Raw genomic sequence first — 17,594 nt, forward strand, 5'->3', positions numbered from 1 at the left:
ATGACCATGAACGATATGCCCATCAACGAAACCACCCAGGCCCATGAGGCCGAGCTGCAGCGGCTGGCGCAACACGCCATCTCCAAGCCACTGGTAACCCACATCTACACCGCTGACCCATCGGCACATGTGTTCGAAGGGCGCCTGTATATCTATCCCTCGCATGATATCGACGGCGGCAAGCCGTTCGATGATGAGGGCGGGCACTTCGGCATGCAGGACTACCATGTGCTGCGGATGGACACGCCGGAAGGCACAGCCACAGATTGCGGCATGGTGTTGCATGTGCGCGACGTGCCCTGGGCCAGGCAGCAGATGTGGGCGCCTGACGCGGCCTGCCGCGATGGCCGCTACTACCTTTACTTTCCGGCCAAGGACGCGCAGGGAATATTCCGCATCGGCGTAGCAGTGGCGGATGGTCCCGAGGGGCCGTTCACTGCCGAACCGGAGCCGATGGAAGGAACGTACTCCATCGACCCGGCCGTGTACGAAGACGACGACGGTGCGCACTACCTCTACTTTGGCGGCATCTGGGGTGGCCAGATGCAGAAGTATCGCGACAACCGCTACGACGCGATGCATGAGGAGCCGGTGGGCGACGCGCCCGCGCTGGGCCCGCGGGTCGGCCGGCTGGATGTCGGCATGACCCAGCTTGCCGAGCCGACGCGCGAGGTGTTGATCCTCGACGAACACGGGCAGCCGCTGCGCGCCGATGATCATGAGCGGCGCTTCTTCGAAGGGCCATGGCTGCACAAGCACCAGGGCCGCTACTACCTTTCTTATTCCACTGGTGACACGCACCTGTTGTGCTACGCGGTTGGCGACAACCCGTATGGGCCGTTCACCTATGCCGGCGTGATCCTCACGCCGGTAGTCGGCTGGACCACGCATCACTCGATCTGCATGTTCGAGGGCCAGTGGTACCTGTTCTATCATGATGCACTGATGTCAGGCGGCGTCACCCATCTGCGCTCGGCCAAATGCACGCCATTGCATATCGAAGCCGATGGCAGTATCCGGACCATTGATCCCTATGGCGGCTGATTGCCGCTTGCCGGTGGACGATGCACTGGCACCGTTGCCAGCCGGGCCCCTGCACTGGTTGCGAGCGGGCGAACTGGAGGTCGCGCTTGCACCCGAGGCAGGCGGGCGCATTTCCCAGCTTCGCTACGCCGGCGTCGACTGGCTGGTTGGTGAGGACGATGCTGGGCCTGCGGCCATCGGTTGGGGTTGCTACCCGATGGTTCCTTGGGCTGGGCGCATACGCCAAGGCCGCTTCAATTTCGACGACCGAGAGTACTCGGTGCCCATCAATTTCGGCGCACATGCGATACATGGCGTGGGATTCTCGCGTCCTTGGGGCATAGAAAGCCTGGCCACGAACGCCGCGACCCTGTCACTGCTGCTTCCCACGGACGCTTATTGGCCATTTGGTGGTGTCGCAAAGCAGACCATTTGCCTGCACGACAACCGTCTAAGCCTGCAGCTATCCGTACAGGCCGGTGAACAGGCGATGCCGGCCGTGTTGGGCTGGCATCCCTGGTTCCGTAAACCCGAGCAGCTGCTGTTCGCACCGGATGCCATGTATCCGAGGGACGAGGAGGGCATTGCCAGCTTGCCGCGTATACTTCCGACGGCCGGGCCTTGGGACGACTGCTTCGTGGCAACCGGCGAGATCGCCCTGGTATCTTCCGGACAGCGCCTACGGCTGCGCTCTAATACGGATATCTGGGTGGTTTACGACGACGCCGCGCATGCGACATGTGTGGAGCCACAAACCGGGCCGCCAGACGCTTTCACGCTTGCACCGTTCCGCCTGGAGCCGGGCCAGCAGCTGGACTTGAAGTTTGAGTTGGACTGGGCTGACACCGGGACATGATCGGCATACGGAACTTGTGCGCGTTTCCGCTTCCTTTCTTGGACAAAGACGCAATAGTTCAGTGGCCTCGCCGCTGCAGATGATGCGCAAGCAAGTCTTATCGGCACCCGCTTGACCAGTGATATCACAACCGAGACGCGCCTCAGACTGGGACGTTCTCGCACCGATAGCGCACCCTACAAGCCCTGCTGCGGCTCAGGGCCGCTTCGTTGGCAATGCTCGGAACAGCGCCAGGTCGCTATCCGCTCGACGTATGCTTCATTGCGCTGCCGGTGCGGCGAGTTGGCCGGCGGCAGAAACGTTGCCCTCTTCAATTTCTACCAGCTTCAAGGGCACCGCACCCACACCCAAGGCCTTCTCAATAGTCAGTTCGCTGCCTTGTTCTGCAAGCAAGGCCCTGAGACGGCTGAACTCTCCGCACCAGATGGTCTCGATGTCACGATCCCGGCTGGGGTCATTGGCACTGGACAGCGAGACGGCGCGTACCTGCAAACGCCCGTTTTCCGAGCGACCGCCAAGTTCGACGCCATAGCCAGGGGTCGCTGCTTTGCGCAGGACGACGCTGCCGGCATCGGCCCAGGCGGTTTCCATGCCTTCGCGGATTTCGTAGCCCAGGCTGGCCAGGCCTTCGAGCATTGCGCGGCGCCTGGTGCCTGCTGTCTGTTTTGTCATTTCATGGGCGATGGCTTCGCTGCATTGCGATGACAGCGCGATGATCTGTTGGATATCCGGCGTTTGTTGGGCCAAACAGTCCGCTACCTGCGCCAGCAGGGGCGAGTTGGCCTGTCCAGGCATTGCCGCAAGCTCGGATGCCAGGCTGCGCAGTGCAAGACTACGTTCGCCGATATCCTTGTGAAGTGCTGATGCCGCGGCCAGATCAAGTACCAGACTATCGAGCAGCAGTTCGCGCCGTGCCTGTTGCGCTTGTTCTTCGATGGCTGCCAGACGTTGCTGGAAGGGCTCCGACGCGGCGGCACCGTACAGCGTCTGCAGGCGTGCCAGATAGCCGTCGATGCGCTCCAGGCGTGGTTCGCGAACGGCGTGATCCTCTGCGATCCACTTGTCAGGACGATCAATCTGCAAGGCGTGGGCGAGATCGCGTTGCGCGTCACTCACTGTTTCGGCATCGGCTCGATTGGCGCTGCTCAGGCGCGCGAAGCCCTGGGCCAGGATCGCTGCTGGGTTGGCGACTGATCGCCCGTCAGCGATCAATTCCAAGGCATTCATCAACGCTGCGTCGGCCTCAGTCGCGTCGGCGGGCATTGCCTTGAGCAGGGTCGCCGCGTTGGTCCGCAGGTTGCGCTGGGTCTTGCGCAACTCGGTGGCCTTGGCGACCGCCTGTTCCTGGCGTTGCAGCAGATCGAGTTGGATGAAGTTGGTTTCCAACGGCACCTCTTTTTGCAGCAGCCACGTTTCGCCCTGCAGCAGCATCTGCTGCAGTTGTGCCCGGCGCTCGCGCGTAGCGCTCAGCATCACCTCGTCCTGCTCTCCAAGCCGGCGAGTTTCTTTCTGCCAATCGGCGAACGCACGATCCAGTCGGCCCAGTAGCGCTTCGCAGATAGCCAAGGCTTCTTCGCGTGGAATGAAACGGACAACTTTGGGGCCGCTCATGGCTGTTCCTTGGTGAGCTCGGGTGCCGGCTTCTGCGCAGCGGCTTGGCTGCCATCAGCGAGCGCGGCGGCTATTGCCTGGCGCAAGCGCAGGCGTTCGTTGTCGCCATCGCCATACCAAGCCAGTGACGACACCCGATGGATATGTGGCACCGATCGCTGCAGCACCTTGCGGCGCCAGATCTCGCGCGCCCGGGCACGGCGCAGCAACGGATGCCGCGGGCTGTCGCATTCAATGCCGATGGCGTACAGCTGGGTGACCGGATCTTCAATCGCCAGGTCCAGGCCAAAGGTGTCACCCTCATCGGCCGCTACCGGCTCCCACCCCAGCGAACGGATATAAGCCGCGACCGCGTTGGTGAAGCCGTCGCCTTGGCGGCGGTGCTCAGTGCGTACTTGGCCGCGATCGGTGAGCAGCCGTCCCAGCAACGCACGGCTGCCACTGAACTCTCCCGCAGACAGGGCGCGCGCGTACTCAAGATAGCCTTGCAGATAGTCGCGGGGGCTGCTCGGCGGGCGCTGGGTAGTGAGCATGTCGGAGATGTCGGCAATCGGCATGGAAGTGATCATCACCACTTTTTCGCGGGCACGGGTCACCGCCACGTTCAGCCGCCGCTCGCCGCCGGTTTGCCCCAATACGCCGAAATTGCGACGGAAGGTGCCCTGGCCATTACGTCCGAATGTGGAAGAAAACACGATGATGTCACGCTCGTCACCCTGTACGTTCTCGACGTTCTTGACGAATACCGCCATATCCTCGCCGCCATCCCGGCGCTCACGTTCCTCGGCGAAGGCCATGCGGAAACCATCGTCCAGCGTTGCGCGTTCTTCCATCCGCTCTTCGATCAGGTCGGCTTGCTTGCGGTTGAAGGTCACCACCCCGACGGATGGGCGCTGTTCTACCGGCGCGCGCCAGAGCTCGGCGAGATAGTCGACCACGCGCTCGGCTTCCTGCGGGTTGGTTTGCTCCTGGTAAAGGCCATCGACACGAATCAGTTCCAATGGCCGTGCCTGCAGAATCCTCGCAGCCGGGTGTCGCACCGGTACGCTGAGCCGATTGCCGTAGAACGATGCATTGGAGTAGCCGATCAGTTCGCGGTAGGCGGAACGGTAGTGGATCTGCAGCGTGGTCGTTGGAAGCACGCTGCGCGCCAGCTGCAACAGGTCCGGGCAGTCCTTGATCTCGCGCCGGTTCCAAGTGTCCTCGAACAGTTCCTGTTCTTCCGGCTCGGCGTCCTCCGAGGGCGTCTGGCCATCAAACAGTTCTGCTTCATCGCTCTCGACACGACTGGAGAAGAACGCCGTCGGCGGCATCTGCTTCTCATCGCCACTGACGATCATCACCCGTCCGCGGAACAACGTGGGCAAGGCATATTCGACCGGCATCTGCGAGGCTTCGTCGTAGATCACCGTGTCAAACAAGCCGGGATGAAGCGGCAGTACGCGGCTGGCGACATCCGGGTTCATCAGCCATACCGGCCGAAGGTGCATCAAGCCCAGGCCCGCGCCCAGTTCGATGAACTCGCGCAGGCGGCGCGAACGGCGACCTGTCAGTCGGGTGACGTCTTCCCATTGCTTGCGGGTGCCTAGCCGCTGGCTGTCGATGGCAGTACCGAGCATCTCCCGGTTGAGCTGACGCATCTGTGCGTCGGCCAGCGCCAGCGCTTCCACCTTGCTCGTTGCTTCGGCCTGCTCCAGCAGCAGTGCTGGCTGTGTGCGCTCAATGCGCTGCTTCCACCCCAGCCGAGCTTCGCGATTTATCAGGTGGCGGACGCTGAAGTCCATCCGCTCATCGGCGATGTCCTTGAGCTCGGCGGCGCGTTCACGCAACACCGCAAAGAAGGCCAGCTGCGCAGGCGACAGCTGCTCGGCGCGCACGCGGAACTGCTGGTATGCGGCCAGCGTTGGCAAGGCCTGCGTCAACTCGTCGAGCGTGGCATGGTTGTCATGGCCTTGCTCGATTGCGCTGCGCAGCTGTGCGATCCAGTCGGCATTGGCCCAATCGGCCAGTCGTTGCAGACGCTCAAGGCTGCGTTCACGGGCTGACTGCTGCGCCAGCGCGGCTTCGGTTTCCGTCAGCATGGCTTGCAGCGCCTGGCGGGTGCCCGAGCGCACCGCCGCTTCCAGTACCGCAGCCCGTGGCGCTGTAGCGATGGACGTGGCGAGCGTTTGCGCGTCGCGGAGTTTGTCAGTGGTATCGGCGACCTGCGCAGCAAGAAGAGGGCCGCTTGCTACATCGGGGAGCGGAAGTTCCAGCAGCAGCTGCACAGCAGAGAAGGCCGCACGCAACGGCCGCCAGTACTGTTCGAGTTTCGCTGCAGCAAGCAGGCTGCTGAGCTGCTCCGTACCTGCTTTCGTCTCGCCATGATTGGCCAGGAAGGCCGACACGTGACGGCGCCGCAGGAAATTCAATGGGCTGATGCGCGCAAGCCAGGAGTTCGCACTCAACAACGCGCTTGTCTGGCTGGTCAGACGATCCAGGGCCGGCGAGGGCAGGACAGCCAGTGCGGGGGACAGCTGCGCGGAATGGCTTTGCAGTGCAGCGCTGCGCAGGTCGCGCTGGATCTGTTCCAGCGAGGCGAGGCTACGTGCTCCGATGCCGGTGTCGCCGGTTGCAGAAGCACGGAACAGCGGCAGCCAGCGAGCGAGGCGTTGTCGCTGGCCTTCATCCAGCTCGAGCAGGGTGCGTGCCGGCCCCTGCAACCACTCGCGATAGGGCGCCGGCTCGGCAACCTCGAAGCCTGCCGGATGCGATTGCAGCATCTCGATCCTGGCAGTCTCAGCTTCGACAAACTGTCTGAAGTCGTGCTGGAAGGCCTGCAAGGTGGCGGCGTCCGACGTAAAGACCTGCAGACGCGCGAGCGGGCTTGCTTCGTAATCGGAAGGAAGCCATAGCCGAGCCAGCGGCGCGCAGGCCTCTTCAAGCTGCGCGAGCTCAGCCATATCGAGGTCGCCCAAGCGTTGGCGTAGTGCAGGAAAAGCCAGCGTTGCCCCGTCCTGTTCCAGCGCAATCAGCTCGCCCAGCAATTGGCGATAGCTCAGCCCGGTGCGTTCATCAACCGCATGCAGGCTGGCGTGGAAACGGTCGAGGTCGCCTTCGAGTGATTCGATGCGGGCCGCAAGCCGCTCGCGCTGCGCCTGCCAGCTCCGTGAGGATGGCCCGTCAGCGGCAAACAGCGTTTCCAGCTGTTCGCGGACCCCGCGGATCACCCGCTCGCGATCACGGTTGACGTCATCAAGCATCACCACACGATTGCCGAGCCCCTCGGCCACCAGTCGTTTGTGCACGACTTCCAGTGCAGCGTGCTTCTGGCAGACGATCAACAGGCTCTTCTGTCGGCCGATGGCATCGGCCACCATGTTGACGATGGTCTGGCTCTTGCCGGTACCGGGCGGGCCTTCGACCAGCAGGCCCGGTGTCTGCCGTGCCTGCAAGACGGCGTCTTCCTGTGAGGGATCACTGGAGGCGGTGAAGAAGCGATCCAGTTCGGGCGGTGCCGCCTCTGCCGCTGCCGCAGAGGCGGTGCCCAGGCGTAATGCCGTTTCCAGGCCAGTACCGCTGGGCGACAAGGCCTTGAGTTGGCGCAGATCCTCACCCAGTGCCTGGCCCATGAAGGTGACGTGGAACAGCACCGCCGCACAGGCCAGCTCGGCCTCATGCACAGGGATTTCGGTGGAGGCGGGGGGAAGGGCTTCGAGCACCCGCGCGCGCGGGCTCGCCAGCACGCCAAAGGCATCCATCACGCCAGCCGCCTTCAGTGAAGAGCGACCCAAGACTTCATCCGCAGTCCTGCGCCAGGCTTTGCAGGCTTCAGGTCCGACCAGAGCCTCCAAGGCCGGATTCAGCCGGACTTCCTCGCGCTCGCTGTCGAAGGCCAGCGCAATGCGCCCACGGCTGCCCAGTTCCATCTGCAGTTTCACTGGCCACAGCAGCAGCGGCGCAATGCGGGTGCGGGTGTTCGGTGAGTCGCGGGTCAGCAGGAAGGGAAAGCCAAGGTGCAGGCCGTCGATGCCGGTGTCGCGCTTGTATAGCGAACTCTGCCGTTGAAGGCTGTTCAAGCGGATGAGCAGAGGCTGGCTGGCGGCCAGCGCTACCGGGTCCAGGTCCAAGGCGCGGGTTTCCCGCTGTAGCAGGGCATCAAGCAGCGCTGCGGCAGGACGACGCGTGGTATCGAGCTCGCGCAGATCGATACGCGCGGTGGTCTTGCCGATGATCATGCGCACCAATGGGCCGCGCATCACGCTGGTCGTCACCTTCTTCTCGAAGAAGTCGAGGATCTGGGTGATGTATTGCTGTTTCTGGGGTTCCAACCAGCTCTCCGCCGGCACCGCCAGCAGTACCAGGGCGTTGGATAGCGGCATGCGCCGCTCCAGCCGGAACTGGTCGGCCCAGGCATCGGCTTGGCGTAGACCACAGCGGGCGAAGCCGACGATGCGCTCATCCACGTGCACGAACAATTCCCGCCGCTCAAGCGCCAACAGCGTGCGTGCAACTGCGGGATCGAACTGCGGCACGCCGGCCTCGAACGCGAGCAGCCTGGCCTGGTCGACAATGGCGTCCACTGAACGGAACTGATGGATGCCCGCGCCGAGCAGGACGATCAGGTCTTCTTCGCCGATCAGCCGGCGTTCGCTCAGCGAGCGGATGCCTGCGTGCTCGCTGTCGGGCAACAGCTGTTGGCGCTCCTGCCACTGTGCCGCCAAGCGGGCTCGCGAGGTCGACAGCAGATAGATGCGCAGCTGTGCCTCGTCCAGCTCGATGCCTTGATGGTGGGCGCGCTGGCGCACCTGGTCGGCACGTATCTTCAATCGCCATAGCCAGCTTTCACTGCCCAGGGCTTCCAATAGATCCGGTACCGGGCCGGTAATCAGCCGGTAGCCTTCCAGCGGATGTTCGAGCAGCCAGCCGGGGGTAACGATCTGTCCGCGATGGATCAGCGGCATGTCCGGGTTGAGGATCTTCAGCGCCAGCAGCAGGCGGAAGTCGTCTTCCAGTTCCACATGCTGTGCGGCATTGCGCAGGCCCGCGACTGACTTGGGCGGAAGACCGACCTGCTCGGCCCAGGTTACGATCACACCGCGCAACAGATGGTCCAGTGCCTGCGCCCAGTGCTGTTCTTCTGCGGCACTCAGTGCGAACAGCGCCGGTTTATGAAAGCGCCGCTCGCCCAGCGTGATCGTCGCGCCGCTGGCGGCGTCATGTTCAGCCTGGGCGGCAGCGGGCGCGGTAACCGGCTCGCCGTCCAGCCAGGCGCGTACTTCAGGCCATTGCCAGCGCTGGTTGCGATCACGGGCCAGCAGCCCGCGCAGCAGCAGGTTCAACTGCGGATCGAGCGCATCCGGTAGCAGCGCACCGTTGGCCAGCACGTGGATGAGATAAGCATTCGGGTTGACCCCTTCGAAGCAGGCGCCTTGGGTGAGCTGCTCCAGCAGGATCATGCCCAGGCTCCACCAATCGGAGGCCGCAGCGACACCGCCGGCGATGGCCTCCGGCGCCATGTAGCGGCTGATCTCCAACGGCGAAACGATATCGATGTCGAACTCTGAGAGACGCGCCGAGCCGAAGCCACTGATTACCAGGTCCAGCGGCTCACGGCTGCGCACCAGCAGGGTGGCCGGGCGCAAGTCGCGGTGGCGGAGTCCGACTTCGCTGAACGCGTGCAGTGCCAGGCCCAATTCGCGCACCACATGACGCACGGCATCGAGGTCGTGGATGACGATGCCGAGCGAGGCGAGGGTGCCGCCGGTGAGTTCTTCGGCGACTTCATAGGCACGATCGTTCCATCGGCCTGTCGCGATGATGTCCGGCACATGCTCGCGGGGCAGCCGGCGCAGCACGCCATAGACCGCCGGGTCCGGCTCGGCACCGGCGCGGTACAAGGTAAGCACCGCTTGCCTGCCGTCGTCGTGCTGGGCGAGGTAGCGTTCGCGCACGCCGTCGGTGCGGCTGATCTCGCGAAGCAGGCGCCAGCCGTCAATGTGTGTCTCGGCGGGGTCATCAGCTGCAGTGCCGCTTGCGTCTTCACTTTGAGGTATCGAAGGCGGCGATGCGGCGGGTTCACCGCCACACTCCAGGCACATCAGATCGCCGGACTGCAGTGGATGGCCGTTGACGCAGCGTGATGCCGGCGCATCGGCTTTGGTACTCGCCGGAGCGAGGGGAGCGTCGCGGGTAATGACGGGTTGCGGTCGCCAGCCAGCGGCACGAATGGGCTCGCTGGAGAGATCCCAGCTGCAGGCTTGCCGCGCAACTACCCCTTCGCAGAAGAGCTCATGGAGCTCACGTTCCGTCTGGCAATTGGGGCAGAAACGCATCATTTGCGGAGGATCTCGTAAGGGCCGCGCAATGCGGTATCAGCGCTGACCTGCACTTGGTGGCCCTGGTCGCGCAGCAATGCACGCAGGCGCAGTAGATCGTCGCGACGCGGGATGCCAGCCATCCATACGCTGCCGTCCTCGTCGAGCATCAGGTCCAGCGCTTTGTCTTCAGGCCGCAATGGACGCTCGAAGCCAGAGAAGCGTGCGTGGCCAAGCGCTGTGAGCAGATGCAGACGCTGGTTGTCGCTGCCGCGCAGGGCCACGGATTGCGGCAGCGCCTGCTCGTAGGGATCGGAGACCAACGCATCGATCAGCCCTTCGGCATCGGCCAGAACCGGCGCAAGCTGCTCCAGCGGATAGCCGCTATAGACCAGGATGTCGTGCCGCCCGAGCTGGCGCAGCACCCGCAGCAACTCAAGCAGGGCTTCGGGCTGATCGAACGGTTCGCCGCCAGAAATGGTGATGCCATCTGCTTCCGTCAACCAGGGCCGGATCTGCGTGAGCAGGCTCGCGATAGTCGTGAGGTGGCGACCTGCACCCCAGGTATCGGCGGAGATGCAGCCAGGGCAGCGGATGCTGCAACCCTGGAACCAGATGCCTATGCGCCGCCCAGGCCCCAAGGTGGTCACCGGGAAATGCGCGCGCGACAGGTCAAGCGCAGTGCTCAACGCGGCACCAGTCGCAGTCCCGCGCTCGATAGCTCTTCCACTTCAAAGCGCTGACCGGGCTGCGCGTCCTGGTCGAACAAAGCACGCGCCAGCGGGTTGATGAAGTGGGCTTCGAGCTGATTGCGGATACCACGGCCGCCATTGGATAGATCGCCCAGGCACACGCTGCGCAATGCAGCACGAGCGGGTTCGGCCAGTTCCACCTGCAGCGACTGCTCACCAAGATCGGTAAGTGTGGCATCGACCATCTGCGCGAAAATCTGCGCGGCCACATCCTCGCGGATGAAGTCGAAGACAATGATGTTCTCGCCGATGCGGTTGAGGATCTCCGGCCGATTCAGCACCAGCTTGAAATGGCGGTCGATCTCGCTCTCCACCTTGCGCTGCACGGTATCGAAGGCGTCGGTTGGCAGGACGTTGGCCACGCGCGCACCGCTTTCGTCCTGACGATAGATACCCAGGTTCGACGTGAATACGATCAGCGCTTCGGAGAAATAGACCCGGTCACCGCGGCCTGAGGTCAGTACGCCGTCGTCCAGGATCTGCAGGAACTTGTCGAGGATGCGCGGGTGGGCTTTCTCGATTTCGTCGAACAGCACCACACTGAAGGGCTTCTCGCGGATTGCATTGGTGAGTTCGCCGCCAACGTCGTAGCCAACATAACCCGGGGGTGCTCCGATCAATCGCTGATCGGAGTGCTCGGCACTGAACTCGGACATGTCGAAGCGGATATAGGCGTTGTCATCGCCGAACAGCAGGCTGGTGACGGTTTTCGCCAACTCGGTCTTGCCGACGCCGGTAGGACCGGCGAGGAAGGCGACGCCGCGCGGCCGGTTGCCCTTGCGGCTGGCACCCACGCCAGTCATGGCGCGCTTGACGATGTCCAGCATATGGGTGACCGCATGGGTCTGGCCTTTTACCCTGCGCCGGATGAAGCCGTCAGCCTCGCGGATCCGGCGACGGTCGATCTTCAGCCAAGGATCCTTGGTCACGCCGACCTTGTAGCGGCGCACTGCATCGGCAATGCGCGCCATGGGCACACCTTCGACCCGCGCCAACTGGGCAATCGCGTTGAGATCGAGCAGCAGCAGGCCCTCGGTGCTCTCGATGAAGGCATCGGCCGCCAGCTGCAGCGCCTCCGCGCTGGCCTCGCGGCCGCCCTCAAGGCCACGCAGCAGGCTTGGGACAATCGCGCGGCGCGCAGGCAGGTCCGGTTTGGATACCGGGATATGCCGCAGCCGGGGGTTGTCGACCAGCAGCCAGTCCGGCAGGTCACCTTCCTTGTGCACGACCCAAATGACGGTATTGAAGAAAGGCTTGCGCGCCTCGCCAGCGGGGCGCGCCCTGGCACTGTGGGAAAGCACCAGCCCCCGCGTGAAAAGCTGGTGTTCGGCCGGGCTCAAGCTGTCGCTTCGCACAACCAGCCGGGAAGCAAAATCGACGATCAGCGCGATCGGGGCACCATTGCGCTCGACTACTCTTGGCAAGGTGTTGCTCAGCAGATCGGCGCCAGCGGCCGCCACACCGTCGACCGGGGTCAGTCCCAGCTCGCGAAGCAGTGCCTCACCTGCGTCAGGATCACCGCCGGCGTCGCCAACGGATCGTCCCAACTCCCTGAATCCTGCCAGGGGATCCCAACCGACGACCTGGCTGAAACCCGCCTGCTGGAGCGCATCGCGCAGGTTCACATTGAACGTCTGTGGCGTCAGCACCCCGGGCGACACTTCGCTGACCTGCAGGTCGCAGACGTTTCCGGAGAGTACGAACTGGCTCTTCAGTGGCAGGAACCGGACAAGATCCAGAAGCCATCGTGGCTTCTGGAAGGCAACTGAAGATGACATGGACGTAACCCCTCCCTAGGTGATGTGTCCATAGGATAGCCGTATCGGCAATTGGCTCCCAAACATCCGCCTTCGGCTGGGATTTAGCCGCTGAACGGCAAGGCGGGGCCGCCATCGCTGGCGGCGCACGTGCTGCTCAGTGCTTTGTCAGCAGCCGGCATCCAACCGCCTGCCCATCCGGACGCGGGGCAGTGTGCTTATGCAACCGGGCGGGATCTACCTGGACTTGAGTGATGGTGCACATGCCAGCGACGCGACAACGTTCCTGTCAGGGCGTGATTGAACTCGGCTGGGCGCGCCAGCCTGAACTTGGGCAGCCATCACAAAATCCGCGCTTTCCTGGCGGTTTTTGCCTGATCTTCACATCGTCGATCCTATACACGTTCAGCCGGAAGACGGGGGCAATATCAGGAGACTAGGCTGTGAAAAGCATGAAACTCTATCTGGAAGGGCCCGGGCGCGAGAGACGTCCAGTCAAGGTCGTTTCGACAGAGCAAAAAAGCTTCAGAACCGTGCTGGAAATCCCGGGCAGACGCCTTGCAGGCATCGGGACGGACCGCATGGTCGAGGTAAATACCTTGATGGATGAAGAGGGAAACCTTGCACAGCAGATCGATTGCGAGGGCTTCAGATACAGGTTCACGGGATCTGAATTGCCCTGGTCGTTGATCGTCGGTTGATTGTGGCGGGCCCCGCAACGGGGCCCGCTTTCCCGGGGCAGGAAAGCAGTACAACCACCAACGCTGCCAGCACTGGGTAGTCATATCAGTTGAGCGTGAAGGATTCGGCCAGGGGTCTGTCCGCGTTTTTATTCCGCGTTAGCAGGTGAACTCGTAGGCTCGGTAGATAGTCGAGCAGAGGATGCCCCGATGGCCAGGACAGCACCGCGTGTTCATACCGCCCAAGCGGAGATAGAACATCTCAAGGCCCTGCAACTGGCGCTGGATGCCGAGCTTATTGTCGAGCTGCGCATGAAGGATGGACGGGTGCTGAAAGGCACCGTTGCCGAGCGGCCTGCAGTACAGCAGTTCCGCGGGCCTGACGAGCAGGAAGGCACAAACGGCCAGGTTCCGCTCGATGTAGCAGGTGAAGGTGTGCAGTTGCTCTGGCTTGATGAGATCGAAGACTTCACCCGTTTGGGCAGCAATTGACCCAGAGCGTTGAGTCAGCTGCTGGAGGGTGCTCAGCGGAGAGAAGTACTTGGCTTCAAGTTGAGCGCTTTGGTTGGCATCCGGAATAAGCAATCGGCGAAACCGTCGTAGATGCCTGTGCGTGCCAACGGCGGCATTCCAGCCAGAGATTCAGCGCGCTGCGATCGCGCCTGCAAGCCGCGCACGGAAGAATCCAAAGCGCGTTTGAGAGCACTTGCGTGCCCGTTGCGATCAGATGGTCTGGATCAACGTTGCCAACACCGCGCCAAGGGCAAAGCACAACACGGCGGTCGTTCGCGGCAGGTTCCGGGCGGGGATCATGGCGTGGGCTCCGTTCGGGTCTAGCGCCATCTTGCTGGGCCCGGCGTTAAGCGCCCGTCCCCGCTGCAAGGCATGTTGCCGACCAACCTTCACATTCCTCGCGCTGCTCTCGAAGGAGGAGGGAAGTGGAGGGCCCAAAGTGCCAGCGCTAACGCCTCGTTGAAATGGGAGCATTCGACACAAAGGGGCTACCTGCGACGGTCCAACGCCAGGGGGTATCGACGGCCTTGCTTATTCCCACCCGCGGTCCTACCACCGGGCTGTCGGGTGGCGGAGTGCCGTCGCAGGCAATGACGATGCCACGGTCGCCCAGCACCAGGTCCGCGCCATCGAAGTCCCGATTCAAACCGAAGGCCTGCGACAACTTGCCGGGGCCGCTGGCCAGATCGGTTGGCCGTTTGGCGGCGCTGCGTGCCGCGTACATCAGCTCCAGATTGTGAAGCGGTTCGGCGGCCCGAAGCAGCACGCCGACACCTTCGCCAACCTCACCGCAGACGGCATTGCTGCCCCAATGCATGCCATAGGTGAAGTAGACATAGAGGTGCCCAGGCGGGCCGAACATGCTTGCGTTGCGCGCGGTTTTACCCCGGAAGGAGTGGGCGGCCGGATCTTCGCTGCCGGCATAGGCTTCCACTTCCACGATGCGGGCACAGCGGCCGTCGTTGCGCAGCAGAACTTTGTTGAGCAGCTCCGGGGCGACGAGGGCAGGGTGGCGGCGGTAGAACTCGCGCGGCAATACCTGAAAGTCGTTGTTCAGCAACTCCATGCTTGAGCACCTTCTATCGCCAGCTGTCTGCCAAGCTTACGACACCGTCCGTGATGCGGCCGCGCAGCTGGAGTGTTCCGTCGCTCGCGGCTGGGCATACGCTGCAGGACAAAACTGTCAGCGCTGGAACTGCACCCGCTCAGGGCGATGCAAGCCGAAGCCCTGCGCGTAGTCCACGCCCAACGAACGCGCGGCTTCGCATAGATGGTCGGTACTGACACCTTCAGCCACCACCTTGAGACCGCGCTGATGACCGATCTTGGCAATGGCGCTGATGATGGTATGGCTGATCGGGTCGGTGTCCAGGTCAACGATGAAGCTGCGGTCGATCTTGATCAGGTCCAAGGGCAGGTTCTTGAGATAGCCGAAGGACGACATACCGGCACCGAAATCGTCCAGGGCAATATTGCAGCCTGCAGACCGCAGGCGTTCGACAATGCTCACAACCTTGAGCAGGTTCCGAACGGCGACGGTTTCGGTGATCTCAAAGCACAGCATCTGTGGTGGTACGCGGTGCTCCTCGATACAGGCAAGGATGAAATCGGCCAGACCCTCGTCTTCGATGCTGGCACCGGACAGGTTGATCGCACAGGTGCCAAGCGTCTGCGCGGTGGGATGCAGGCGGGTGAAGTTGGATAACGCGCTCTGGATCACCCAACGGTCAATCGCCGGCATCAGCCCATAGCGCTCGGCTGCGGGCAGGAAGGCACCCGGCAGTACGATGCTGCCGTCCTCATCACGCAGACGCAGCAGCAGTTCGATGTTGGTGGCGGTGTCCTCGCCGGTGAGCGAAACGATCTCCTGGTAGTCAAGCAGCAGGCGATCCTGCTCCATGGCCCAGCGCAACCGATTGACCCACTCCATCTCGCCCTGACGACGGGCAGTCTCATCGTCCTGGCGATAGACATGCACGCGGTTGCGGCCGTTCTCCTTGGCCATGTAGCAGGCGGTGTCGGCCCAGGCCAACAGGTCCTTGAGGGTGGGCACCTGCTGGTCGATCGCCACCATGCCAATGCTGCAACTCACTTTGTAGCTGCGGCCCTGCCAGGAAAACATCAGCGATTCGATACCCCCGCGCAGACGCTCGGCCAGCTCCAACGCCCCGTCTGCGCTGCCGTGGAAGGTCAGCAGGCCAAACTCGTCGCCACCCAAGCGTGCCAGCACATCGCCGCTGCGCAGCTGCTGGCGCATGGTCAATGCGAGCTGCTCGAGGAGTTGGTCTCCGGCCATATGCCCGGAGACATCGTTGATCAGCTTGAACTGGTCAAGATCGATGTACAGCAACGCCCAGAAACCGTTGGTTGCCCAACGCGACCGGTCCTTCAGCAGCTCCTGTACACGCCGCTCGAACTCGCGGCGGTTGTACAGGCCGGTGAGTGCATCGTGCGCGGCCTGGTAGCTCAGGCGGTCCGTCAGCTCGCGCTGTTCGGAGTTGTCGGTTGCCACCATCAGCAGATGCGGCGCGCCATCCACGTCCACTTCGGCGATGGATGCGTTTGCCCAGAAACTGGCACCATCGGCACCGCGCAGCTCCGCTTCAAGCCGGTTCCAACCACTGCGGATGTCCGCCGCGTCGCGGCTGCGTGCCTGCAGTTGCTGGTCGAGGAACAGCGCAGACAACTGCAGGCCGGTGGGATCGCCCAGACGAAGCCGTGCAGCCTGGTTGGCGTAGACGATTTTCCAGTCGCGCGCATCGGCCAACAGCACCAGCGCCGGCAGCAGTTCGTTGAGGGCGCGGAAGCGCAGCTCGCTCTCGCGGTAGCGGGCGCTCATCTGCGCACCCAGGGCCAGTGCTTTGCGCTGGGTCGTCGCCAATGACCACAGCAGCGCTGACAGCAGCAGGCTGATGATGCTTCCGGCAATAATGATGGTGTACAGCCGGCTCAGGTCCATGGGCTGCGGCCGGGGCGCCATTTCAAGGAGCCAACGCCTGCCGCCGAAATCCAGCTGGCGCTGCAGCGCAGGGAGTCCGGCGGCGGCCACGGTGCCGGAGTCATAGAACGGCTGGGCCTGTGCATCCGTATCGCGTATGCGCACCCGGAAGCCCTCGAGCACGGGCGGTTCCAAGGCACTTTCGATCAGTGGCTGCAGGCGGATACCGATGGCCAATGCACCGATCTCCCGTGCCCGCCGGTCGCTCGCCGAGCCAGGGGTTGCACCGTTGGAGTACACCGGAAGGCGCAGCGTGACTCCCAGCGGGCTTTGCCCTGCCGCCGTGCTTTGGCGCAGCGCGAACGGCGCCGAAACGGTGACAGTGTCCGTGTCCCGTGCGCGTACCAGGGCCGCAAGATTGGCCGGTTGCGTGACCATATCGAAGCCCAGCAGGCTGGTGTTGCTCTGGTAGGGCGATACCAGCTCATAGCGGTAGGCCGCATTGCCTGTCTGCGGCCGGTCCACTTGTGTGCGTCGTGCAAAGGCCATGGAGGTATAGGCGCCGCTGGCATCGTACAAACGCGAGTAGTACTGGCTGAAGCCAGCCTGGTCCATCTTGTCGTTGGCCAGGAACAGGGTCTGCATCGCACGCAGGATGGAGGCCGCGCGTTCCAACGGTACCTGCAGTTGCGCGATGCCGGTGTCGGCCAGCGATCTGCGAGCTTCTGCTGCCTCGTGCCGCAGGTCCAACCATTCGCGATAGGCGATGACCGTGGTGCAGGCCAGGCCGAGTAGGAGGCCCGCCAATGCCCAGGCAAGTGGCGACAGGCCACTGCGGCGGGCAGGCAGCTCAGCTGTGGTTTGTTCGGAATCTGGCTGGATGAAATTCACTTGCCCGTTCGGCTCCTGCGCAATGGTTGGGCGGTGGGATGTGATGCCAAGAAGAACTCAAAGCCTGCCGTGCGACGGAACACCGTAGAACGCAGTAGAACAAACCAGCAATTACCGTGATTGAGCTGTTGACGGCTTGCGAGCCAAGCAGGGATATCGGCAAGACGCGGACTATCTTGATGGAGCTTTCAGGAGGTTCTTCCGCCGCGATGTGGTTGGAGTGATTGGGTGGCCGCAATACGGTAGCGCAAATTCCTTTGACGGGCAGCGGGCACGC

General features: G+C 63.2%; 10 protein-coding genes. 4 read left to right on the forward strand and 6 right to left on the reverse strand.

Going from position 1 to position 17,594, the window contains the following annotated elements:
* The first annotated feature begins 15 nt into the window (after nucleotides 1–15).
* Together ABB27_RS00805 and ABB27_RS00810 are read left to right on the forward strand one after the other, a co-directional pair.
* Nucleotides 16–1,044 (forward strand): glycoside hydrolase family 43 protein, encoded by a 1,029-nt coding sequence (locus ABB27_RS00805; protein WP_161809591.1) that lies wholly within the window; start codon nucleotides 16–18, stop codon nucleotides 1,042–1,044.
* Complete coding sequence (locus ABB27_RS00810) at nucleotides 1,034–1,879, forward strand: aldose epimerase family protein (RefSeq protein ID WP_057626306.1); 846 nt, start codon at nucleotides 1,034–1,036, stop codon at nucleotides 1,877–1,879. Before ABB27_RS00805 ends, ABB27_RS00810 begins: the two co-directional genes overlap by 11 nt.
* Before the next feature lie 258 nt (nucleotides 1,880–2,137).
* On the opposite strand, the gene ABB27_RS00815 is transcribed toward ABB27_RS00810, so the two are convergent.
* The 4 genes from ABB27_RS00815 to ABB27_RS00830 form a co-directional block, all read right to left on the reverse strand.
* Nucleotides 2,138–3,310 (reverse strand): hypothetical protein, encoded by a 1,173-nt coding sequence (locus ABB27_RS00815; protein ID WP_152984366.1) that lies wholly within the window; start codon nucleotides 3,308–3,310, stop codon nucleotides 2,138–2,140.
* A gap of 176 nt (nucleotides 3,311–3,486) precedes the next feature.
* Complete coding sequence (locus ABB27_RS00820; protein ID WP_244479096.1) at nucleotides 3,487–9,570, reverse strand: AAA domain-containing protein; 6,084 nt, start codon at nucleotides 9,568–9,570, stop codon at nucleotides 3,487–3,489.
* 233 nt (nucleotides 9,571–9,803) lie between these two features.
* A complete protein-coding gene (locus tag ABB27_RS00825) occupies nucleotides 9,804–10,475 on the reverse strand; it encodes a 4Fe-4S single cluster domain-containing protein (RefSeq protein WP_057626312.1) in 672 nt (223 codons plus the stop codon).
* Nucleotides 10,472–12,316 (reverse strand): AAA family ATPase, encoded by a 1,845-nt coding sequence (locus tag ABB27_RS00830; protein ID WP_057626314.1) that lies wholly within the window; start codon nucleotides 12,314–12,316, stop codon nucleotides 10,472–10,474. Before ABB27_RS00830 ends, ABB27_RS00825 begins: the two co-directional genes overlap by 4 nt.
* 431 nt (nucleotides 12,317–12,747) lie before the next feature.
* Here ABB27_RS00830 and ABB27_RS00835 point away from each other — a divergent pair, with 431 nt between their 5' ends.
* Complete coding sequence (locus ABB27_RS00835; RefSeq protein ID WP_057626317.1) at nucleotides 12,748–12,996, forward strand: hypothetical protein; 249 nt, start codon at nucleotides 12,748–12,750, stop codon at nucleotides 12,994–12,996.
* Nucleotides 12,997–13,185: 189 nt separating this feature from the next.
* Nucleotides 13,186–13,467 carry a DUF3247 family protein gene (locus ABB27_RS19150; protein WP_083491074.1) on the forward strand — a complete coding sequence of 94 codons (282 nt, stop codon included), beginning with the start codon at nucleotides 13,186–13,188 and terminating at the stop codon, nucleotides 13,465–13,467.
* Nucleotides 13,468–13,936: 469 nt separating this feature from the next.
* Here ABB27_RS19150 and ABB27_RS00845 read toward each other — a convergent pair whose 3' ends face one another.
* Together ABB27_RS00845 and ABB27_RS00850 are read right to left on the reverse strand one after the other, a co-directional pair.
* Complete coding sequence (locus ABB27_RS00845) at nucleotides 13,937–14,554, reverse strand: DNA-3-methyladenine glycosylase (protein WP_057626321.1); 618 nt, start codon at nucleotides 14,552–14,554, stop codon at nucleotides 13,937–13,939.
* Between the two features lie 117 nt (nucleotides 14,555–14,671).
* Entirely contained in the window at nucleotides 14,672–17,317 is a 2,646-nt protein-coding gene (locus ABB27_RS00850) for a bifunctional diguanylate cyclase/phosphodiesterase (protein WP_083491075.1), read from the reverse strand.
* Nucleotides 17,318–17,594 lie beyond the last annotated feature (277 nt).

This window comes from Stenotrophomonas terrae, from assembly GCF_001431465.1.
GTDB classification, from domain to species: Bacteria; Pseudomonadota; Gammaproteobacteria; order Xanthomonadales; family Xanthomonadaceae; genus Stenotrophomonas; species Stenotrophomonas terrae.